This is a genomic window from Xenorhabdus griffiniae (genome assembly GCF_015163655.1).
GTDB lineage: Bacteria > Pseudomonadota > Gammaproteobacteria > Enterobacterales > Enterobacteriaceae > Xenorhabdus > Xenorhabdus griffiniae.
On the sequence record NZ_JADEUF010000059.1, the window covers coordinates 1 to 23,361 of the forward strand.

19 protein-coding genes and 1 pseudogene are annotated in these 23,361 nt (G+C 43.2%); 13 read left to right on the plus strand and 7 right to left on the minus strand.

Annotation, left to right across the window (positions count from 1 at the left end; genetic code table 11):
• The 3 genes and pseudogenes from IQ211_RS10800 to IQ211_RS19575 form a co-directional block, all read left to right on the plus strand.
• On the plus strand, nucleotides 1–96 hold a 96-nt coding region (locus tag IQ211_RS10800; protein WP_228011592.1), incomplete at its 5' end, for an IS1 family transposase.
• Nucleotides 97–596: 500 nt separating this feature from the next.
• The gene (locus IQ211_RS10805; RefSeq protein WP_189758259.1) at nucleotides 597–1,436 is read left to right on the plus strand and encodes a tail fiber protein; all 840 of its coding nucleotides are present in this window, start codon (nucleotides 597–599) and stop codon (nucleotides 1,434–1,436) included.
• Nucleotides 1,437–1,590: 154 nt separating this feature from the next.
• Nucleotides 1,591–1,707 (plus strand): annotated as a pseudogene (locus IQ211_RS19575) (integrase); the annotation flags it as partial.
• Between the two features lie 122 nt (nucleotides 1,708–1,829).
• On the opposite strand, the gene icd reads toward IQ211_RS19575, so the two are convergent.
• Nucleotides 1,830–3,083: an NADP-dependent isocitrate dehydrogenase gene (icd, locus tag IQ211_RS10810; RefSeq protein ID WP_189758258.1), complete on the minus strand. Its 1,254-nt coding sequence runs from the start codon at nucleotides 3,081–3,083 to the stop codon at nucleotides 1,830–1,832.
• A 140-nt stretch (nucleotides 3,084–3,223) separates the two neighbouring features.
• Between icd and rluE the strand changes: the two genes are divergently transcribed.
• The 9 genes from rluE (at nucleotide 3,224) to IQ211_RS10855 (ending at nucleotide 12,870) form a co-directional block, all read left to right on the plus strand.
• Entirely contained in the window at nucleotides 3,224–3,853 is a 630-nt protein-coding gene (rluE, locus tag IQ211_RS10815) for a 23S rRNA pseudouridine(2457) synthase RluE (protein WP_189758257.1), read from the plus strand.
• The gene (locus tag IQ211_RS10820) at nucleotides 3,846–4,298 is read left to right on the plus strand and encodes an NUDIX hydrolase (protein WP_189758256.1); all 453 of its coding nucleotides are present in this window, start codon (nucleotides 3,846–3,848) and stop codon (nucleotides 4,296–4,298) included. The genes rluE and IQ211_RS10820 overlap by 8 nt, the downstream gene beginning before the upstream one ends.
• A gap of 73 nt (nucleotides 4,299–4,371) precedes the next feature.
• On the plus strand, nucleotides 4,372–5,475 hold the full coding sequence (gene mnmA / locus IQ211_RS10825; RefSeq protein ID WP_189758255.1) for a tRNA 2-thiouridine(34) synthase MnmA: 1,104 nt from the start codon (nucleotides 4,372–4,374) through the stop codon (nucleotides 5,473–5,475).
• Nucleotides 5,476–5,477: 2 nt separating this feature from the next.
• On the plus strand, nucleotides 5,478–6,104 hold the full coding sequence (gene hflD, locus IQ211_RS10830) for a high frequency lysogenization protein HflD (protein ID WP_189758254.1): 627 nt from the start codon (nucleotides 5,478–5,480) through the stop codon (nucleotides 6,102–6,104).
• Between the two features lie 81 nt (nucleotides 6,105–6,185).
• Nucleotides 6,186–7,556, plus strand: coding sequence for an adenylosuccinate lyase (gene purB / locus IQ211_RS10835; protein WP_189758253.1), 1,371 nt, complete (start codon nucleotides 6,186–6,188; stop codon nucleotides 7,554–7,556).
• A gap of 369 nt (nucleotides 7,557–7,925) precedes the next feature.
• Complete coding sequence (gene phoP, locus IQ211_RS10840; protein WP_223281553.1) at nucleotides 7,926–8,609, plus strand: two-component system response regulator PhoP; 684 nt, start codon at nucleotides 7,926–7,928, stop codon at nucleotides 8,607–8,609.
• A complete protein-coding gene (gene phoQ / locus IQ211_RS10845; protein WP_189758252.1) occupies nucleotides 8,602–10,098 on the plus strand; it encodes a two-component system sensor histidine kinase PhoQ in 1,497 nt (498 codons plus the stop codon). The genes phoP and phoQ overlap by 8 nt, the downstream gene beginning before the upstream one ends.
• Nucleotides 10,099–10,818: 720 nt before the next feature.
• Nucleotides 10,819–11,298, plus strand: a complete 480-nt coding sequence (locus tag IQ211_RS10850) for a hypothetical protein (protein WP_189758251.1) — start codon at nucleotides 10,819–10,821, stop codon at nucleotides 11,296–11,298.
• A 450-nt stretch (nucleotides 11,299–11,748) separates the two neighbouring features.
• Nucleotides 11,749–12,870: a ribosomal protein uL16 3-hydroxylase gene (locus tag IQ211_RS10855; RefSeq protein WP_189758250.1), complete on the plus strand. Its 1,122-nt coding sequence runs from the start codon at nucleotides 11,749–11,751 to the stop codon at nucleotides 12,868–12,870.
• Nucleotides 12,871–12,921: 51 nt separating this feature from the next.
• Here the strand turns inward: IQ211_RS10855 and pepT are convergent, their stop codons facing one another.
• The 5 genes from pepT to lolC all read right to left on the minus strand — a co-directional run bounded on the left by pepT (nucleotide 12,922) and on the right by lolC (nucleotide 18,306).
• Nucleotides 12,922–14,157, minus strand: coding sequence for a peptidase T (pepT, locus tag IQ211_RS10860; protein ID WP_189758249.1), 1,236 nt, complete (start codon nucleotides 14,155–14,157; stop codon nucleotides 12,922–12,924).
• A 65-nt stretch (nucleotides 14,158–14,222) separates the two neighbouring features.
• The gene (gene cobB, locus IQ211_RS10865) at nucleotides 14,223–15,053 is read right to left on the minus strand and encodes a Sir2 family NAD+-dependent deacetylase (protein WP_189758248.1); all 831 of its coding nucleotides are present in this window, start codon (nucleotides 15,051–15,053) and stop codon (nucleotides 14,223–14,225) included.
• Nucleotides 15,054–15,159: 106 nt separating this feature from the next.
• Nucleotides 15,160–16,407 carry a lipoprotein-releasing ABC transporter permease subunit LolE gene (gene lolE, locus IQ211_RS10870; protein ID WP_189758247.1) on the minus strand — a complete coding sequence of 416 codons (1,248 nt, stop codon included), beginning with the start codon at nucleotides 16,405–16,407 and terminating at the stop codon, nucleotides 15,160–15,162.
• Complete coding sequence (gene lolD, locus IQ211_RS10875; protein WP_189758246.1) at nucleotides 16,407–17,111, minus strand: lipoprotein-releasing ABC transporter ATP-binding protein LolD; 705 nt, start codon at nucleotides 17,109–17,111, stop codon at nucleotides 16,407–16,409. The genes lolE and lolD overlap by 1 nt, the downstream gene beginning before the upstream one ends.
• Nucleotides 17,104–18,306 (minus strand): lipoprotein-releasing ABC transporter permease subunit LolC, encoded by a 1,203-nt coding sequence (gene lolC, locus IQ211_RS10880; RefSeq protein ID WP_189758245.1) that lies wholly within the window; start codon nucleotides 18,304–18,306, stop codon nucleotides 17,104–17,106. The genes lolD and lolC overlap by 8 nt, the downstream gene beginning before the upstream one ends.
• A gap of 196 nt (nucleotides 18,307–18,502) precedes the next feature.
• Between lolC and mfd the strand changes: the two genes are divergently transcribed.
• Complete coding sequence (gene mfd, locus IQ211_RS10885; protein ID WP_189758244.1) at nucleotides 18,503–21,949, plus strand: transcription-repair coupling factor; 3,447 nt, start codon at nucleotides 18,503–18,505, stop codon at nucleotides 21,947–21,949.
• A gap of 138 nt (nucleotides 21,950–22,087) precedes the next feature.
• Here mfd and umoD read toward each other — a convergent pair whose 3' ends face one another.
• Nucleotides 22,088–22,570, minus strand: coding sequence for a UmoD family flagellar biogenesis regulator (gene umoD, locus IQ211_RS10890; protein WP_189758243.1), 483 nt, complete (start codon nucleotides 22,568–22,570; stop codon nucleotides 22,088–22,090).
• Between the last annotated feature and the right edge of the window lie 791 nt (nucleotides 22,571–23,361).

The following is a 23,361-nucleotide window of genomic DNA, read 5'->3' on the forward strand; positions in this document are numbered from 1 at the left end:
GCAAGACTGACTCGCAAGACCTTATCTTTTTCAAAATCCATAGAAATGCATGACAGAGTCATTGGGTATTATTTGAACATTCGTCACTATCAATAAATTGGAATCATGACCCAATAATTGACAGTAGTGATACATCAGCCACATTCAGAGGCTCCTTTACCAGTAGCTGCCGACTCACCGGAGAAGTAAGCTATAGTCAATTATTTGGACAATATAGATTTGTTGCTGATAATCAGGAATGGCCTGCTCAAATAAGCTTCTATTCCATTTTAGCACCTACCCCTTCCCTTCCAAGAAAGTACGTCATAGCAGATCATTGGAACGGTATCAGAACAGGTGATGGTAATATACTTGTAAGTGGGCTGAGAACATATACAACAGACGTAGGATTATACGATATATATACTTTCGAAAAGATTCTTTTCACCATAACTCCAGCAGAGAAATAACACATTAAATATTAACCCACTGAATTTAGTCAAGCCATGCTCTCCAATATTGATGAACCGATTTTACTGATGTTCACAGGCGGAGAAGTCTCCCCCGCCTTCATGTCACTTAGCAATGTTTATTGTTGATTAGATGAGGGAAGATATATGAGTATTCAAGTTACAAAACCTGAAACACAAGTCTTAGAAGATGAGGAACTTGTTGTCGTTCCAACTCCGAAATATGTCAAAGATTCAATCCAAGAAACGATTGAAGAACACGCCCAAAGCCGCAACCACCCAGATGCAACGCTCAGAGAAAAAGGATTCGTTATCCTAAATAACGCAATAGATAGAGATGACGAAACTTATGCTGCGACATCCAAAGCGGTGAAAACGGCATATGATTTAGCGAATACAGCTAATCAAAACGCCAGCAATGCAAATAATAATGCCAATACTCGTTTATCTAAGGACCAAAATGGAGCGGATATTTCTGATAAACAAGAATTCGTAAACAACCTAGGTTTAGCAGGAACAGTAATACTGGCAAAAAACTCAGTACAGGGTAAACAATATACAGGTGACCTAACAGTTATGGAGGCAGCCTGGGTAAAAATAGCTGAAGTGACTATGGGTGTAGCAAGTACTATCAATATCACTCTGATAGGCGGTGCTGGCTACAATGTAGGTATTTTCGGGCAGTGTGCTATTACTAATATAATCCTGAGATCAGGAAATGATAGTCCTCACGGAATTAACGCCGTAATGTATACAACTAATAGCGGCTCACCTACTGACTTAGCAACCGTTAATACATCCGGTTATAACTATGATATTTACATATCAATTGGTCCTTTTGCACAAGGTATAATCTTAAATGCTTTTTCATCAGATCGAGCAACGATTAATAATCTGTCTAATATGGCAAATTTATCAAGAGTTCCCGAAAATGCAGTTAAAGGAAAAGTATACTCTTATCCATTAAATGACATAACTCCTTCATGATAAATCAGGGCCATATGGCCCTGTACTACGGTACTTCAAATGTAGATTTTATGTATTATGGTAAATACTCTCGAGCATTTTGATATTGTTCACTTGTTTGTCGGCTATCTGGTTTACTTATTTGTTGTATCTAAGGAACTCCGGCTGCCTTGGGCGTCTACATCGTAAACAAGGGATCAATACAAAAGATTTACTGGGACACAAGACACAACAACAAACGGATAAATACTACGATGACAGGGGTAAAGACTGGATAAAAATTGTCGTCTGAGTTTTTAGAAATTTGATGAGTTTTGATAATTTGTTTTGATAAAATTTTGATAACCGTTTCACACACTATAATAAAAAACGGGAACCATTAAGCTCCCGTTATCTATTCAGCTACGCAATTAATTACATATGTGTAATAATTGCATCACCAAATTCACTACATTTCAGCAGCTTAGCGCCTTCCATCAGGCGTTCAAAATCGTAAGTCACGGTCTTCGCGGCAATCGCACCTTCCATTCCCTTAACGATTAAATCTGCGGCTTCTAACCATCCCATGTGGCGCAGCATCATTTCAGCGGAAAGGATCACCGAACCCGGGTTGACTTTATCCTGACCCGCATACTTAGGCGCAGTACCGTGTGTTGCTTCGAACAATGCGCATTCGTCGCCAATGTTTGCACCTGGGGCAATACCGATGCCACCCACCTGAGCAGCTAAAGCATCAGAAATATAGTCACCATTCAGGTTCATACACGCAATAACATCATACTCTGCTGGACGCAATAGGATCTGTTGCAAGAAAGCATCTGCAATCACATCCTTAATGATGATATCTTTGCCATTTTTAGGATTCTTGATCTTAACCCACGGACCACCATCCAACAATTCTCCGCCGAATTCAGTGCGAGCTAGTTCATAACCCCAGTCTTTGAAAGCACCTTCAGTGAATTTCATGATATTGCCTTTATGAACCAGAGTGACTGATTCACGTCCATTATCAATGGCATATTCAATCGCGGCACGTACTAAACGTTTAGTGCCTTCTTCTGAGCAAGGTTTTACACCAATACCACACTGTTGAGGGAAACGGATCTTATTAACACCCATTTCATCTTGCAGGAATTTAATCACTTTGTCCGCTTCCGCTGAACCCGCTTTCCACTCAATGCCCGCATAAATATCTTCAGCGTTTTCGCGGAAAATAACCATATCGGTCAATTCAGGCTGCTTAACAGGGCTTGGCGTACCTTGGTAGTAACGAACCGGACGCAGGCAGACATACAGATCCAATTGCTGACGCAATGCGACGTTCAGCGAACGGATACCACCACCTACTGGTGTTGTCAGAGGGCCTTTGATAGCAACACGGTATTCACGGATCAAATCTAGCGTTTCATCTGGCAACCAAACATCTTTACCATAGACATGCGTAGATTTTTCACCTGTGTAGATTTCCATCCAGGAAATTTTGCGCTCACCGCTATACGCTTTCTGAACCGCAGCATCAACAACTTTTAGCATGACCGGCGTAACATCAACACCAATGCCATCCCCTTCGATATAAGGGATAATAGGGTTATTCGGAACATTTAATTTACCTTTGGCATCAATAGTAATTTTTTTACCTTCCGCCGGAACAACTACTTTGCTTTCCATTAACCTCTCCTTTCAAATAAGCGCAATGCCTTGTTAATTTTTTGTAAGGGACGTGTCAATACTACTTGAATATTCTGCAAACGCCAACGGTCACAGATTTAAGGTATAATACGCCCCCTAATTTTAAACAATGGCTTATCATGACAAATATCGCTTTTAAAAAACGCCAACTTAACCGATTCAGCCAAAGAAAAAATAATAGAGCCATAAAAAAAACAATCGGCCCTCGTCAGGTATTGATTTTTAACAAACCTTATGATGTCTTACCCCAATTCACCGATGAAATGGGCAGAGCAACATTAAAAGATTTTATCCCGTTTACTGATATTTATGCCGCGGGTCGTCTGGATCGTGATAGTGAAGGTTTGCTGGTGTTGACCAATGATGGCAAATTACAGGCTAGATTGACTCAACCTAATAAAAAAACCGCTAAAGTTTATTATGTTCAAGTCGAGGGCATTCCTGATGAAACGGCTCTGAATCAACTTCGTAACGGCGTTTTATTAAAAGATGGCCCAACCTTACCCGCCGGCGCTGAATTAGTGGAAGAGCCTGAGTGGCTTTGGGAGAGAATTCCCCCTATTCGGGAACGAAAAAGCATTCCGGAAAGTTGGCTTAAAATTACGTTATATGAAGGGCGTAATCGGCAGGTACGCAGAATGACTGCCCATGTGGGATACCCTACACTGCGCCTAATCCGTTTTAGTATGGGTTCAATACAATTAGGCTCATTATCCCCTGGAGAATGGAGAGAAATTAATCTTGTTTAGTCCACACGTCACGGTTGCCTGCATTGTTCATGCAGAAAATAAGTTTTTAGTTGTTGAAGAGTTTATCAACGGCAAGCCTCTCTGGAATCAACCAGCAGGCCATCTTGAAGCTGATGAAACATTATTGGAAGCCGTTGAACGGGAATTATGGGAAGAAACCGGAATTCGTGCACAACCACAAGCATTTTTAAAACTACACCAATGGGTTGCGCCGGACAGAACCCCATTTATCCGTTTTCTATTCTTGGTTGAAATGGAAAAAATCATGGACACCCATCCACACGATAACGATATCCATTGCTGCCATTGGTTAAGTGCAGAAGAAATTCTTAGCAGTTCACAGTTACGTTCCCCTCTGGTTGCCGAAAGTCTTCTTTGCTACCTTGAGCGCAAAGCTTATCCACTCTCGATACTGGATTATTATGGTTCACCTTTCGCCAAATGAAGACGTTTGGTGCACCTTGCCTGTCAACGTGCTAAAGTATTGCGTTTGTTTTTTTCCGCAGTGAGATATATCCATGTCAGATAACAGCCAGAAAAAAGTCATTGTCGGCATGTCCGGCGGTGTTGATTCATCCGTTTCCGCCTACCTTCTGCAACAGCAGGGCTACCAGGTAGCTGGCCTGTTCATGAAAAACTGGGAAGAAGACGATAGTGAAGAGTATTGCTCAGCGGCTACCGATCTTGCTGATGCTCAGGCCGTTTGTGACAAACTGGGCATAGAATTGCATACCATCAATTTTGCAGCCGAGTATTGGGATAATGTATTCGAACATTTTCTTGCTGAATATAAAGCCGGCAGAACCCCAAACCCGGACATTCTTTGTAATAAAGAAATCAAATTCAAAGCATTTTTAGAGTTTGCCGCAGAGGATTTAGGGGCTGACTATATCGCAACCGGGCATTATGTCCGCCGTCGGGATGTAAACGGCATGAGCCAATTGCTCCGTGGCTTGGATGACAACAAAGATCAAAGCTATTTCTTATATACCTTAAGCCACCAACAAGTTGCCAAGAGTCTGTTTCCAGTTGGGGAATTGAAAAAACCCGAAGTACGCCGCATTGCCGAAGAAATTGGCCTGGTTACCGCAAAGAAAAAAGATTCGACAGGTATCTGCTTTATTGGTGAGCGTAAGTTCCGTGATTTCCTTGGGCGTTATTTACCCGCCCAGCCTGGCCCAATTATGACTGTGGATGGACAGACCATCGGCCAACATACTGGCTTGATGTACCATACTCTCGGCCAGCGCAAAGGACTAGGAATTGGGGGAACGAAAGATGGTAGTGAAGAACCCTGGTATGTTGTTGATAAAGATGTCGACAATAACATACTGATTGTTGCCCAAGGCCATGAACATCCTCGCCTGATGTCTGTCGGTTTGATCGCCCAGCAACTACATTGGGTTGATCGTCAATCACTACAAGCAGAAATGCGCTGTGTAGTCAAAACACGCTACCGTCAGCATGATATTCCCTGCACTGTCGTCCCTCTGGGTGAAGATAAAATTGAGGTTCGTTTTGATAGCCCTGTTGCCGCTGTCACCCCTGGTCAATCAGCCGTGTTTTATCAAGGTGAAGTTTGTCTCGGTGGTGGCGTGATCGAACAACGTATACAGGAGTAGTTGTGGCTAAAAATTATTACGATATTACACTGGCTCTGGCAGGTATCTGCCAGTCAGGCCGTCTGGTCCAAAAACTTGCCCATGAAGGCCAGTGTGATACGGATGCTTTTGAGATCATGATCAACAGCGTCCTGAACATGAATCCAACCTCTACGCTGGATGTCTTCGGCAATAACGCCGGCAACCTGCGTGTTGGCCTTGACGCTATGTTGGGTATGTTCAATGGTTCACATAGTGGCGTTTCTGCCGATCTTACCCGCTATATGCTGAGTTTAGTGGCACTGGAACGCCGCTTGAATAAAAACCCATCGGCTGTCAATCAATTGGCAAATCGCATTGAACAATTAGAACGTCAGCAAGCCTATTTTGAACCGATGTCAGAAGGAATGCTCAACGCCCTGGCTGGAATCTATGTCGATGTTATCAGTCCACTGGGGCCACGTATTCAGGTGACCGGTTCACCTGACGTATTACGTAATTCATTGATTCAGGCAAAAGTCAGATCGGTGTTACTGGCCGGTATCCGCAGTGCCGTTTTATGGCAACAAGTTGGCGGTAGCCGCCTGCAAATCATGTTTTCTCGTCAGCGCCTGATCCGACAGGCAAAAGAGATCCTTGCTAACTGTTAGATGATAAAGACTGTTAGCGAAAACTGTTAAATCTAAGCTGTTAAACATACATTGTTAAATAAAATCCGGGAGTTGCTACCAATGGAATTATCCTCACTGACCGCTGTTTCTCCAATTGATGGCCGTTACGGCGATAAAGTCAGCGCACTACGCGCTATTTTTAGTGAGTTCGGCTTACTAAAATTCCGTGTGCAAGTCGAAGTACGTTGGCTGCAAAAACTGGCTGCAACCACAGAAATTCAGGAAGTTCCTGCTTTTGACGCCGACGCAAACGCTTACCTTGATGAAATTATTGTAAATTTCAATGAGCAGGATGCACTGCGTATTAAAGAAATTGAGCGCACCACCAATCACGACGTTAAGGCTGTTGAGTATTTTCTGAAAGAAAAAGTCGCGCACATCCCTGCCCTGCATCAGGTTGCAGAATTTATTCATTTTGCCTGCACATCAGAAGATATTAATAACCTGTCACATGCATTGATGCTTAAAACAGCCCGTGAGGAAGTGTTGCTGCCTCAATGGCGCCAAATAATCGATACCATCACCCGCATGGCACATGATTATCGCGATCTGCCACTGCTATCGCGCACACACGGTCAACCCGCCACCCCTTCCACTGTCGGCAAAGAATTTGCTAACGTGGCCTATCGTATGAAACGCCAATTCCGTCAGCTTGAGCAGGTAGAAGTGCTAGGCAAAATCAACGGGGCAGTTGGTAACTACAATGCACACTTGTCAGCCTATCCACAAGTTGACTGGCACCAATTTAGTGAGTCATTTGTGACTTCTTTGGGTATTCAGTGGAACCCATATACCACTCAGATTGAGCCTCATGATTACATTGCAGAACTGTTTGATTGTGTGGCCCGTTTTAATACCATCCTAATCGATTTTGATCGCGATATCTGGGGCTATATCGCCTTGAACCATTTCAAGCAAAAAACCATTGCCGGGGAAATTGGTTCTTCTACTATGCCACATAAAGTCAATCCAATTGATTTCGAAAACTCAGAAGGCAACCTGGGCCTGGCAAATGCAGTCTTGGGACATCTGGCCAGCAAACTGCCTGTTTCTCGCTGGCAGCGTGACCTGACAGATTCAACAGTATTGCGCAATCTGGGCGTCGGTCTGGGATATGCATTGATTGCCTATCAATCCACGATGAAGGGATTGAACAAGCTGGAAGTCAATGAACAGCACTTACTGAATGAATTGGATGGTAATTGGGAAGTATTGGCCGAGCCTATCCAGACTGTTATGCGCCGTTATGGTATTGAAAAGCCGTATGAAAAACTAAAAGAACTGACTCGCGGTAAACGTGTTGATGCTGAAGGTATGAAAGCGTTTATTGATGGCCTTGAACTTCCTGAAGCAGAGAAAGAGCGCCTCAAATCCATGACGCCAGCAAATTACATTGGATACGCTACTTTACTGGTTGACCAGTTAAAATAATCTGTGTTTATCCATATCAATGGGCGGATTCTATTCCGCCCATGTGCGCTTTTTGTGCCGCAATTTACAACACGATATGAAACCTGATTTCTCCCTGCTTCGCGGGGAGAAATCACAGGCATCTTGAAGTTAGGTTGGTATATATAGAAGTTAAATAAATTGTAAATTTATTTACTATTTCAACCTAACCATTTGTTTTCAAATGCACCAATCATTAATATACCAACAAACGCCAAATAGTTACTATACTTAGTTTACTCATAATCATATACCCATAATTTTATTTAATCTTTATTGACGAAATTGATTACTTAGCTATTTTAAATTTATTTGATAAACATTAATTACTGATTAGCATAAGGAATCATTATGCGGATATTGATCGTTGAAGATAACGCATTACTTCGCCATCACTTAACCGTACAATTACGGGATATCGGGCATCAAGTTGATGCTGCGGAGAATGCTAAAGAAGCAGATTATTATCTCAAAGAAAGTCACCCTGACATTGCTATCGTTGATTTAGGGTTACCGGGAGAAGATGGCCTTAGCATGTTACGGCGCTGGCGCAGTGAGCAAATTAATTTACCGATTCTTGTTCTCACCGCGCGTGAGAGCTGGCAAGAAAAGGTCAACGTGCTAAACGCGGGTGCAGATGATTATGTTACCAAGCCCTTTCATCTGGAAGAAATTAATGCCCGTATACAAGCATTAATGCGACGCAATAGTGGTTTGGCATCACAATTAGTTGAGATATCACCATTTTTAATCAATCTTTCAAGAAAGGAGTTTTCTATCAATGATACCAATATTAAGTTGACTGCTTTTGAATACATTATTATCGAAACCTTGATGCGCAATAATGGCAAAGTTGTTAGTAAAGAAACGCTCATGCGCCAATTGTATCCAGACGCTGAATTACGTGAAAGTCATACAATTGATGTATTGATGGGGCGTTTGAGGAAAAAAATATTGAATGAATGGCCGGAAGAGGTCATTGTCACTGTACGTGGTCAAGGGTATCGCTTCGATGTGAAATCTTACGATGCTTAAGTTCTCAGAAACACCTTTTTCTTTGAGAACACGGTTTCTCATGGCCACGGCTGCGATTATTCTTGCATTGACACTATCATATGGCATTGTTGCTATCGCCGGATATTTAGTTAGTTTTGATAAAACAAGCTATTCCATACTCCGTAGCCAAAGTAATCTATTTTTCACCTTGGCCAGATGGGAAAATAACAAGCTAGAAATCCTTGTTCCCAAAGATTTTTCCATGAATTATCGCTCATTAGCACTGATCTATGATAATGATGGGAATATTCTTTGGCGCCAGAATAATGTGCCTGAATTGGAAAGAATGATCGATCCCGATTGGCTGAAAAAAGATGGCTTATATACACTAGAAGCATACTTTAAAGAAAAAGGGGATTTTTTCTATAATCCAACAGCAACACCAAACCAAGATAATACAAAAAAGGCAAAAAATAGTGAGAAAGTATTATTAACCTACTCGGTTGCTGTCAATATTTATCCTGCCACTGACAAACTGCCTGCCATGACTATTGTTATCATTGATACCATTCCACAAGATGTACAGGAATCAGCAAAAGTATGGGAATGGTTTGGATATGTGCTAATTGCTAATTTACTTTTAATCATTCCATTAATCTGGCTGGCCGCGGACTGGAGCCTTAGACCAATAAAATCCTTAATTACCCAAATCAGTTCATTAGAAAATGGAGAAAGAAAAGAACTGGAGGAGAACCCGCCTACTGAATTAAAAGGGTTAGTCAGAAACTTAAACAACTTGCTATCTAATGAACGTAAACGTTATGCCAAATATCACACGACACTCTCAGATTTGACGCATAGCCTGAAAACGCCTCTAGCGGTATTGCAATCAACCTTACGTTCTCTGCGTCCCCCGCAGAAGCTGACCATTGAACAAGCTGAACCCATTATGCTTGAACAAATTGACCGGATATCGCAACAGATTGGCTACTATTTGCATAGAGCCAATATACGCAGCGACCATAGTTTGCTTTTGCGACAGATTTCTTCCGTCCCAATCTTGCTAGATGGCCTAATCAGTGCCCTAACCAAGGTATATCAACATAAGGGCATCAAAATGATGCTAGATGTCTCTCCTGAAGTGACATGGCTAGGGGAAAAAAATGACTTTCTGGAAGTAATGGGAAACATCTTAGATAATGCGTGTAAATATTGCCGGAAACAGGTCAAAATCACCGCCACAATGGGAGAAAACTCAGTCACTATTATTGTCGATGATGATGGGTTAGGGGTTCCCCTTGATAAGCGGGAAATGATTTTTCAGCGCGGCTTACGAGCTGACACATTACGATCAGGCCAGGGCCTTGGCTTATCGATAGCATCTGAAATTGTCGAACAATATGATGGTGATATCAGCATAGAAGATAGCCCCCTTGGTGGCGCTAGAGTGAGTGTCGTATTTCGCGTCCAGCATAATCCCCAACACAAAGCAGCCAACACAATGCGAGCACCACGCAATCACGATTAGGTGATTGCTAGCACTACACAGCCAAATTATTCTGTAATCAGAGAGCACGATGGCAATGCAATAATGACATTGTTGTGCTCGGTTTTTGACAGCAGCTTACGCAGTACCGATACAGAGTAGAGTAAATATTTTACCGTGATGCAAAGAAAATGCTCTGATGTTCCTGTTTTTCCATACGTATTCGGTTGCAATGCAAAAAACACATTAGCAGTTTTAGACTATGCATATGCCACCCACTTGCCATAACCACGGATAAACTGGATGTCACATCCCATCAAATTGGATAGTTATGATGTCCGGCAGATGAAACACTACTACCCTGTAATAAGAATTACTTGGGGTTGTACTACCTATAGGTGCTCGCATTTAAAAACAATCGTGTTCACATTTATCCGGTTTTTCTGCTCACACTAACTGCAAATGAAATCTTCTTCCCTGCATAGACCTGTTATCTTTTTTAGGTATCCCTATAGAAGGCAACATGATGAGATACTCTCTAACATCTTACAAGAATCCAAACCAGATTTTCGAGACAGTAAAAAAATCAACATATAAATAGGTTTTTATAATACTGAGAGTATCAGATGTTGGCGTTCCTTACCCCGCGCGGGGTAAGGAATACTCCTATCATTTTGAAACGCTATTTAGATTCAAGAGTGATAATTTTTAATTGCGAGTCGTTACATTTAATCTACCAAAATTTTATAAGGAAATTTTGACATGAAACGTAATGCCCCCGAAGGTCTGTTCGAGAATACTAAGCCCAGCAACATGCTTCATTCGCTTGACAAACCCCAATCTGCTCCCGAATCAGAGATCTCAGCTAACACGCAGGCGGTATACATGTATGTGGTTGAATCTCGCCAGTATGTCAATATTGATGGATCCGGATGGGCGGTACTAGAAGCTAACCCAAGTACGAAATACTATCTTGTCCCATATTACAAAGGAAATTACATCGTTATCGCAAATGGCTCATACAAAAGTTACTACCTGAGCTATAACCATAACTCTTACGTAGGTGGTTATGGGGCTTGGTATAATGCCAGTTACTGGTCCTTCCATCCTATCGATAACTTGTACTATGCAGGGCTGTATCCGTACACTAAGGGAGGTGTCGAATACCTCTGCGTCAATGGACTCGTGGATGCAATTGATAGCGTTGTGACGGTTGTCCCCCTAAAAATTATAGTGGAATGATCTCGAACACCTCATAAGCCTGCTATTTTGATTAATATGACTATGAGGTAATAATCCACATGAAACAGACAGTACCGAGACGCCAGTATTCTACGGAAGTTAAGCTGGAAGCGGTTTAACAGGTTGTTTTCTATCAGCAGCGGGTTGTTAAGGTCGCCCGCTCACTGGGGATTGGTGCCAGCACCCTGTGAAAATGGGATCGTCAATGTTAGCCGATGGCGGTTATACCGGAAAAACTTTTGCGGACAGTGTGCATCATATACTGGGTACGACTGTTGAAATAGCTCGTCTTTTCTTGCTGCAGTACAAATTCGTTGTCCTGTTCTTTAGCCAAAGATCTCATGATGGCAACATCTGACACAACCCCAAAATATTTCAACCAAATCTGATATCGTCATTGACTATTCGTTATAATAGCGTGAAATTCACTTCTCACTTCAGGATGTCACCATGGACTATCAGCTAAATCTGGACTGGCAGGCGTTTTTGCAAAACCATTGGCAAAAACGACCATTGCTGATTAAACAGGGTTTCCATCAGTTTATTGATCCTCTTTCCCCCGATGAGCTTGCGGGTCTGGCGATGGAAAATGAAATCGATAGCCGTTTGGTTAGTCAGAAAAATGGGCGCTGGGAAGTTTCCCACGGACCATTTGAAACCTACGACCATTTAGACGAAAAAAACTGGTCTTTGCTTGTACAAGCCGTTGACCATTGGCATCTCCCTTCTTCTGCACTGATGAAGCCATTCCGTGTACTGTCTGACTGGCGCATGGATGACTTGATGATCTCGTTCTCCGTACCCGGCGGTGGTGTCGGCCCGCATCTTGACCAATATGACGTTTTTATCATTCAAGGAAAAGGGCGCAGACGCTGGCGGGTAGGTGAAAAAATTCCTATGAAACAACATTGCCCTCACCCTGATTTGTTGCAGGTTGAACCTTTTGAGGCAATTATTGATGAAGAGATGTTACCGGGCGATATACTCTATATTCCACCAGGTTTTCCACACGAAGGCTATGCTATTGAGGATTCACTGAACTATTCAGTGGGATTCCGTGCCCCCAATGCCCGTGAATTATTCAGTGGATTTGCTGACTATATTCTGGCAAACGAGCTGGGAAGCCATCGCTACAACGATCCTGGATTAACATTTCGTGACAACCCAGCCTTGATCCAGACAAACGAACTGCACACACTGCGTTCCATGATGCGTGAATTGTTGGAACAACCAGAAACTTTCCAAAACTGGTTTGGCGAATTCATCTCTCAATCACGCCATGAATTAGATCTGGCACCACCTGAACCGCCCTATGAGAGCGATGAGATTTATGATTTGCTGAAACAAGGCGAAGCGTTAAATCGCTTGAGTGGCCTGCGCGTCCTGCGGGTTGGTGATCAATGTTTCGTCAATGGGGAATTGATGGATACTCCTCATATCCATGCTGCTAACGCCCTTTGCCAATATGACAAAGTGAATGCTGAACTGCTGGGCGATGCTATCGACGACGTCCGATTTGTCAGCCTGCTTACGGCTTTGGTCAATAGCGGTTATTGGTATTTTAATGATTAATCCAGGCCAAGGGGCAAGATAAGTTGCCCCTTGTTTGCTAAATAGTGGCTGTTATTCAGGCGAGACATGGCTTACCGTTAATTCAGCAATCCGCATAATCACATTAACGGCTTGTTCCATGCCTTCCAGTGAAATAAATTCGTGCTTGCTGTGATAATTATATCCACCCGTAAAAATATTCGGGCAAGGGAGGCCACGATAAGATAACTCTGCACCATCAGTCCCTCCACGTATCGGCTGGATTATCGGTTCAATATGACAATCGAGCATCGCTTGTTTAGCAATGGCAATAACATGAGGATATTTAAGCACCTCGCTATGCATGTTGTAATAATCATCATCAATCGCCAGCTCAATATAGCAGTCTGGATGTAATCCTTCTCCGATATTTTCCGCAATAGCAATGAGATTTTTTTTACGTTTTGCAAAATTATCCCTGTCAAAATCTCGGATGATATAGTGCATCTCGGCACGCTCAACAGTCCCTTTTATGCTATGCAGATGATAAAAACCTTCATAACCTTCGGTCTGTTCAGGCGTTTCTTCAGCCGGTAAAGCATGATGAATGCGCATGGCTAATGTCAATGCGTTAACCATAACTCCTTTGGCACTGCCCGGATGAGCCATATTCCCCACAATCTTGATGACCACGGATGCGGCATTGAAATTTTCAAATTCCAATTCACCCACTCCGCCGCCATCAACGGTATAGGCCCATTCTGCGCCGAAAGCCGCTAGATCAAAATAGTGTGCTCCCCTGCCAATTTCCTCATCTGGCGTGAACGCAATCCGAATATCACCATGTGGAATATTTCTCTGTTTCAAACGCACCATCGCGGTAATGATTTCAGCGATCCCCGCTTTATCATCAGCACCCAACAATGTTTTGCCATCGGTCGTAATTAATGTTTTCCCCAGTAAGCTATGTAATACAGGGAACATGACTGGCGATAACACGTCATCTCCCATCCCTAACGCAATATCACCACCACGATAATTTTCCACAATCTGGGGATTAACATGCTTACCGGAAAAATCCGGTGAGGTATCGAGGTGGGCAATAAAACCAATAACAGGAACAGGCGTTGCAACATTTTTTGGCAATGTTGCCATCACACATCCCCGTTCATTGAGAGTGACATCGGCAAAACCAAGCTGGATCAACTCTTCGTATAATACCTTGGCAAGATCCAGTTGACCGTTACTACTGGGAATGGTTTTAGCGGATGGTTTTGATTGCGTATTAAATGCAATATATTTAAAAAAACGCTCTAATAATCTATCCATCTTCTTCTCCCTGGTTCATGTGGATTTATTATGAAAAAGATGGATAGCGTAGGCATTGCGTCAAGTCAGCTTTTATCCGTCTTCATCTGCTGAATTAAGGATTGAACATATTGCGTAACTATTTTACTGGCATAACCGTAATGTTTTTCATCAAACAAATTCTCGACCTGGCTAGGTTCAAGATTCAGTTCAACAGTGTGCGCCCCAGACAATTTAGCCTCATGCACAAACCCCGCTGCCGGATAAACGTGGCCCGATGTTCCAATAGCAATAAAGATATCTGCATCAGCTAAAGCAGAGTAAATCTGTTCCATACCCAATGGCATTTCCCCAAACCATACTACATGAGGACGTAATGGCGACGGGAATTGGCAACAATGGCAACGATCTTCCATAGTGAGATCATTTGTCCATTCAACGACCTGTCCAGATTGACAACACCGAACTTTCAGTAATTCACCGTGCATATGCAGAACACGACGACTTCCCGCACGTTCATGCAGATCATCAATATTCTGTGTCACCAATAAAAAATGGTCACCAAGCTCATGTTCGAGTTCCGCCAGAGCATGATGTGCAGCATTAGGCTGGATATCCGGTTGTTGTAGCTGCTTGCGGCGGGCATTATAAAATGCCTGAACCAGATCAGGATCACGCTGAAAACCTTCCGGAGTCGCAACATCTTCGACATGATGCTCTTCCCACAGGCCATCGGCAGAGCGAAATGTTTGAATACCTGACTCAGCAGAAATTCCTGCTCCTGTCAGGACCACCACATAAGGTTTTTTTATTTTATTTGCCAATCGGATATCCCTGTAAAAGTTTTGTCTATGTGATCGCTGTCGCCGTAATCGCCTGGTTCGGTAAAATTTACTGTGCCGATGAAGAACCCGCATAGATTATTTCCTTAATGTGTTTTAAGTACGTGCTTTCAGCCGATCCATTTTACCGATCTAGCGGTATACGATAGCGTGCTTAGATACGCGTTGATACCCCGATATACTATTGTCCACTCAAAATTCGCGCTGGATCAAGTTTACTGGCCCGACGAGCGGGATACCAACTCGCCAACAAACTTAATACTAATGCCGTTAACAGAACATAAAGCACATCCATAACATGCAGTTCTGATGGCAAAAAGTCGATAAAATAGATATCTCCTGAAAGGAGTTGGTGTCCAAGCAACTTTTCTAACCCTTTAATGATAGCCGTCAAATTTAATGATGTGAAAATCCCGACAACGACACCAATTATGCTACCTATCATGCCTGTTAATAATCCATACCATAAAAAAATTGCCCTGATATGGCTATCCTTTGCTCCCAAAGTACGCAAGATAGCGATGTCACTGCTTTTATCCTTCACCGCCATAATCAGTGTTGAAATAATATTAAAGCAAGCAACACCAATAACCAGTACCATCGCCAGATACATAATGCTACGTACCATCTGGATATCGTTGTACATATAACCGTAATCTTTTGTCCAAGTGCTGATATAGACATATTTTCCTGTCGCGTTACCTGCATCCCACACACGTTGCTCTGCGGCAAAAACATTATCGGCTTTAATGGCAATACCGGTAATTGCATTACCGTAATCCAGATAGTTCTGGGCATCAGGCAAAGGAACAAGGGCCAAACTGTGATCTAACATGCCACTCAACTGGAAAATACCCGCAACCTGTAACCGGATGCGTTTAGGCTGCAAAAGTTTCAGGCTCGCATCATTATTGGGGATCATGACAGTCACCCAATCACCCTGTTTCACGTGCAGTGAATTAGCCACCCCCTGCCCTAAAATCACCTGATTTTTTCCTACCCTGAACGTTTTCCATGCCCCGTTACGCACAAACTGAGGTAAGGTACTTACATCCATCTCAGTATCCAGATCGACTCCACGTACCTGTATAGCATGAAGTTTTTCACCGCGCTCCATCAGGCCAGTGAACTCAATATAGGGAGAGGCTCCGGCAATACCTGGTGTCTGTCTCACCCGCTTAAGGGCGGTTTCCCAATCCTGGAAAGGCTGCTCCACAGCATAAATTTGTCCATGTGGCACAACGGAAAGTATCCGATTGTTCAACTCTCGTTCAAAACCGTTCATGGCACTCAGGCCAATAATCAGCACCGCCACACCCAACATGATACCCAGCGTCGAAACGACAGAGATCAGGGAAACCATGCCTGAACGACGTCGGCCACGACTAAATCGTAATGCGGTAAATAGTGCAAGAGGCAGATTTACCATTACATCTCCCCCGCCGCCAGGGTCAATTCATCCTGCAAATACCCATCACGCATTTCTACCTGACGTGCCAGTTGCTTAGCTAATTTCAGATCATGGGTGACAACAAGAAACGCAGTACCTTGCTGTTGATTCAATTCTTGCAAAAGCTGAAACACACTGTCTGCATTTCGTTGATCAAGGTTACCCGTTGGTTCATCCGCCAATACCAATGACGGTTCATTTACCAGCGCCCGGGCAATGGCAACACGTTGGCGTTCTCCCCCTGACAGCTCAGATGGCCGATGATGCGCCCGATGTTCCAACCCAACCGCCGCCAGCATATCCAGCGCTTTTTGTTGAGAATGGCGTTTTTGTCCGCCAATCAGGAGCGGCATCGCAACATTTTCCAATGCAGTAAAATCAGGCAATAAATGGTGAAACTGATAAATGAAACCAATTTCACTGTTACGTAATTCTGCCCGCGCAGACGAAGACATGTGGTTGAGTGATTGCCCTTTGAACCGGACTTCACCAGACGTAGGTGAATCCAAACCACCAAGCAAGTGCAAGAGGGTACTTTTACCAGAGCCAGAACTCCCGACAATGGCCATTATTTCACCCTGTTGCATGGAAAAAGTGACATTCTTTAACACTTCTGTAGAAATTTTTCCTTCCTGATATTTTTTGCACAGTTGGTGACACAGTAATAAAGGGTGTTTACTCATAACGTAAAGCCTCAGCAGGTTGGGTGGTCGCCGCGCGCCAGGAAGGGTACAGCGTCGAGATTAAGGAGATCAACATGGCACTGATGGCAATCAGCATCACTTGCGTAGTATCAATTGCAACAGGTAACTGAATGCCCTCAGACAGCAATCCGATAATTGGCATGAGATTATTTAACTGACTGGAAAGCAATATTCCCAATCCTGTTCCCAATACAGCACCAATAATGCCGGCTCCCGCGCCCTGGATCATAAAGATGGCCATCACTTGACGTCGAGTCAGACCTTGCGTCTGCAAGATAGCGATTTCACCCTGTTTTTCCATCACCAATAAAGAGAGAGAGGTAATAATGTTAAAAGCAGCAACGGCTATAATCAGGCTCAGCAATAATCCCATCATGTTCTTCTCCATGCGAACCGCCTGAAAGAATTCCCCTTTGCGTTCGCGCCAATCTTTCCATATCAGCCCTTTTGGCAGGGTTTGCTGGCTCAAGGCATCTACGGTTAGTGGCTCATTGAGAAACAAGCGCCAGCCGGTAATATTACCCATGGGATAGCGCAACAATCTGGCCGCATCCTGTTGATTAACTAACATTTCCGTACCATCGGCTTCACTATTGGCGAAAAATGTTCCCGCTACCGTGAATAAACGCTGGCTGGGAATTCGGCCCATTGGTGTTAACTGACTGGCACTCGGCACGATAATACGGATTTTATCGCCCCGTTTTACCCCTAATGTAGCCGCCAATTTTTCTCCCAAAATGACAAAATAACCTCCGGGTTGTAGTTGGCTTCGATTGACATTAACAAGGTGTTCTGCCAATGGCGCATATCCGTCCTGGTTAATACCTAACATGACACCAACACCTACATTGTGGTGACTCTGTAGCACCACATCTCCTTGTACGATAGAAGTGATGCGATTAACCCCCTTTAATCCCACCAGCTGGCTAGCCGGATGTTCAACCGGATTGATAGCGCCTTTTTCCGATGTAATGATAGCCTGCGGCATAAAGCCCAGGATGCTACTTTCTAATGAACGTTCAAAACCATTCATGACTGACAATACCGTAATCAAGGCCGCGACGCCTAGCGTAATGCCAATCGCTGACAACCATGAAACAAAACGGCCAAATTTATCGACCGCCCGCCCGCGCATATAGCGCAATCCTATAAATAATGAGACAGTTTGAAACATGAAATCTGTTACGCCCCTGTTGCCAAAGCAAAGTGTTCGGGGATAATAAAGGGTAGCAATATTTTATGGAACCACCCGTATCCCGGTTCTGTGGTTTTTTTTACTTTCTCTCAACCTACCAGCGTATTTATTGTAAGGCCACTGGGCAAAAATGTGTTGGGAATGGACTGAATCTTAGAGAACACATCAAACGCTTATGTCAGCAAAATATCGTTATCAACTTCCTGAAAGCCGCGGCGATACCCGCTACTTAGGCCATTTGACGGGTGCCGCTTGTGCCGTTGAATGTGCTGAAATCATTGAACGTCACCCAGGGCCAATACTGCTGGTGACCAAAGATATGCAAAATGCCCTACGATTGCGTGATGAAATTCAACAGTTCACCGACGCACCAATAAATACGATGTCAGATTGGGAAACTTTGCCCTACGATAGTTTTTCTCCTCACCAAGAAATTATCTCCAACCGCCTGTCCACGCTTTATCACTTACCATTTATGACGAAAGGGGCATTAATCCTTCCCGTCAACACCTTGATGCAACGTGTCTGCCCTCACGATTATCTCAAAGGACATGCATTGGTCATGCACAAGGGGCAACGTCTTTCACGTGATAAACTGCGGGCAGAACTGGAACAAGCAGGTTATCGCAGTGTTGAACAGGTACTTGAACATGGCGAATTTGCTACACGTGGTGCCTTGTTTGATCTCTTCCCTATGGGCAGTGAGTATCCTTATCGTATTGATTTTTTTGATGATGAGATAGACAGCCTGCGCACGTTTGATGTAGATAGTCAGCGCACCTTGGCCGAAGTGGAAAAAATCAATTTATTGCCAGCCCATGAGTTTCCAACCGATCAGGATGCGATTGAGCTGTTTCGCAGCCAATGGCGCGAACAGTTCGAAGTCCGTCGTGATGCTGAACATATTTATCAGCAAGTCAGTAAAAAAATGCTCCCTGCCGGCATCGAATATTGGCAACCCTTGTTCTTTGAACACCCTTTACCCGCCATCTTTGAGTATCTGCCCGAAAATGCCCTGCTGATTACTCAGAATTTGGTCAGTGCGGCGGAGCGTTTCTGGCAAGATACGAAACAACGTTTTGAAAGCCGCAAAGTTGATCCCATGCGCCCGCTACTCGCTCCCGAACAGCTTTGGTTGCCTGTCAATACGCTATTCTCGGAATTGAAAAATTGGCCTCGGATTGAAGTTGATAATGCCCCCCTTCCTCAAAAAGCAAGGAATATCAACTTAGCCTATCAGGCTCTGCCTGATTTATCGGTTGCCGCACAGCAAAAAGAGCCATTGGATAAATTACGCCGTTTCATAGAGCAATTCAGCGGTAAGATCGTGTTTTCAGTGGAAAGTGAAGGGCGCCGAGAATCCATAAAAGAATTGTTGTCCCGAATTAAAGTCAAACCGGAAAAAATAAATCAGCTCACTGACGCCAATAATCCCGGCCATTATTTGATGGTGGGTGCCGCAGAACATGGTTTTATTGATGAAGATAACAATCTCGCCCTGATTTGTGAAAGTGACATGCTTGGCGAACGTGTCAGCCGTCGTCGTCAGGATAACCGGCGCACGATTAATACCGATACATTGATCCGCAATCTCGCTGAATTACGGCATGGACAACCTGTTGTTCACCTTGAACACGGCGTTGGCCGCTATCAGGGACTGATAACATTAGAAGCGGGTGGCATTAAGGCAGAGTATCTTATCCTGACTTATGCCGGAGAAGACAAGTTGTATGTACCAGTCTCTTCCCTTCATCTCATCAGCCGCTATGCGGGTGGTGCGGAGGAGAGTGCGCCCTTGCATAAATTGGGCGGAGAAGCATGGAATAAAGCGCGCCAGAAAGCAGCTGAAAAAGTGCGTGATGTTGCAGCCGAACTCCTGGATGTTTACGCACAACGGGCCGTGAAACTGGGTTTTGCTTTCAAGAACGATCGCGAACAGTACCAACTGTTCTGCCAAAGTTTTCCCTTTGACACAACGCCAGATCAAGAACAAGCCATCAATGCAGTCCTTGATGATATGTGCGAACCTATTGCTATGGATAGGCTGGTCTGTGGCGATGTCGGGTTTGGGAAAACAGAAGTCGCAATGCGTGCCGCATTCCTCTCCGTCATCAACAATAAGCAAGTCGCAGTGCTTGTGCCAACTACCTTATTAGCACAACAGCATTATGATAATTTCCGTGATCGTTTTGCCAATTGGCCTGTGCACATTGAAGTTATGTCTCGTTTTCGTAGTGCAAAAGAGCAACAACAGGTCATTGATATGGCAGCGGAAGGCAAAGTGGATATCATTATTGGCACCCATAAACTGCTGCAAAGTGATCTGCGCTGGAAAGATCTCGGTTTGTTGATCGTTGATGAGGAACATCGTTTCGGCGTTCGCCATAAAGAACGTATCAAAGCTATTCGGGCAAATGTTGATGTCCTGACACTCACCGCCACCCCGATCCCTCGTACGCTCAATATGGCAATGAGTGGCATGCGCGATCTCTCCATTATCGCTACTCCCCCAGCCCGCCGTCTGGCAGTAAAAACGTTTGTACGTGAATATGATAGCCTGGTGGTACGTGAATCTATCCTGCGTGAAATTTTGCGTGGTGGACAAGTTTACTATCTGTATAACGATGTTGAAAACATCGAAAAGGCAAAAGCCCGACTGGAAGAGTTGGTTCCCGAAGCCAGAATTGTTGTAGGGCATGGGCAAATGCGTGAGCGTGATCTGGAACGCGTTATGACGGATTTCCATCACCAACGCTTTAATGTTCTGGTGTGTACCACTATCATCGAAACGGGCATCGATATTCCCAGCGCCAATACCATCATCATCGAGCGTGCCGATCATTTTGGCCTGGCCCAATTACACCAATTACGTGGGCGTGTCGGGCGCTCCCATCATCAGGCTTATGCTTATTTGCTGACACCGCATCCAAAAGCCATGACCAGCGATGCACAAAAACGGCTGGAGGCTATTGCATCTCTCGAAGATCTGGGGGCTGGTTTTGCATTGGCTACCCACGATTTGGAAATTAGGGGAGCTGGTGAATTGTTGGGTGAAGACCAGAGTGGGCAGATGACCAGCATTGGCTTTACTCTCTATATGGAGTTATTGGAAAATGCCGTTGATGCCCTGAAAAATGGGCGAGAGCCTTCGCTTGAAGATCTCACCAATAACCAGACTGAGATAGAATTGCGTATGCCTGTGCTGTTGCCTGATGACTATATTCCAGATGTGAACATACGCTTATCTTTTTATAAGCGTATTGCCAGCGCACAAAATAATCCCGAATTGGATGAGCTGAAAGTCGAACTTATTGACCGATTTGGTATTCTACCCGATGCAGGACGCCAACTATTGCAATCTGCTTCTATTCGCCTGATCGCCCGACAACTCGGTATTAAACGTATTGAAGCACATGAAAAAGGGGGTTTTATTGAATTTGGCCATCATAATAAAGTCGATCCGAATTATCTCATTAGTTTGTTACAAACGCAGCCCCATATTTACCGATTGGATGGACCTTATAAATTGAAATTTATGACTGAGTTAACCGAACGGGCCATTCGTTTATCGTTTATCCAGCAATTATTAGAAGACTTTGATCTACACAAAAGTGATGCCTAATCAAGCCACTTAAGCGATAAAAAGATAATGTCACCACGATTGCACTATTTTTCCCAGTTCGCCAAATTACCCCTTAATGCGAACTAACCGAGAAACAGTGCAATCTTTTTTTACTCTCCACTAAATAGTTAGAAAAACTCATTGTTGTGGATGTGATTTCAGGATCAATTGTCCTTTCTCATTTAAAGGAATAGTGTCATCAGGTTTGTACTCTATCCTGATTTTTCCTGGTTGTTCACCAATAACATAATTTACGTCATAGGCAACAACATGTGGTTTCTTAAAATGAAATTCTATACAGTTTTTTAACGCAGAGTGGATTAATGCGGGATATTTTCTATTAATTTTCAAGTAATTAATCAAGGTTAAAATACGATATTCATATTTAATCAAATGATTATGCACACTATTTTTTACGGTAAAAGGAATAGGAAATACGGCAATATGACAATAGGATTGACGAAAAAAAACCGTTGACCGGATAGGTTTCGCAGATAATACATGCGCAACGCTGGGGCGTGGCGGTTCAAAATAAAACGTTGCGGCTATACCAATGATGGCAATAGCAATAATAGTCATTATAAAACTCATTACATACTGTCTTATCGTTAGTTTAACCACATAGCACCTTGATATATTGATAGTTTTCCACTCAATTTGATTAAAAGAATATTTCGCAACGATTTTAATAAGCTAAAAGTGCGCTAAGTTAATTATTGAGAAAAATCCTATTCCGTTAAATCAGCAAAATCATTAAGCACTTATCCATGTGGTTATTTATTATTGTGAATAGTTTCAGTATTGACTTTACGAAAAAACAGCTTCTATACCTATTTCATTAAGAGTTATACCCATCTAACTTCAAGATGTGTGTGATTTCTCCCCGCTTCGCGGGGAGAAATCAGGTTTCATATCGTGTTGTAAATTGCAACTTGAAGTTTAATGGGTATAGTACATAAAAAATTATCACAATAAAAATTGCCATATAAAAAATACATGCAATAAAAAAATAAAAGATATACCGCCCAGGGCCTTGATCCTACAGACTGATAAAATTTCTGATACCAAGGTAACCTAACTAAAACAGGCTGTATTATAACGATTAATTAAATCTGCTGATAAATTATTTGATTATCTATTAGGTAGATATATACCAATCCAACTTCAAGATGCATGTAATTTCTCCCCCGCTTTGCGGGGAGAAATCAGATTTCATATCGTGTTGTAAATTGCAACTTGAAGTTTAATGCGTATATAACATATCAATATAATTATGGTTCACTATTTAAAAAAATTATCACCTATAACAATAATGAATTAATTAAAAGGAAGCTTGAATTTGATTCAAATACAGTTTTATACCAATCTAGCTCCAAGATACGTGTGATTTCTTCCCGCATAGCGGGGGAGAT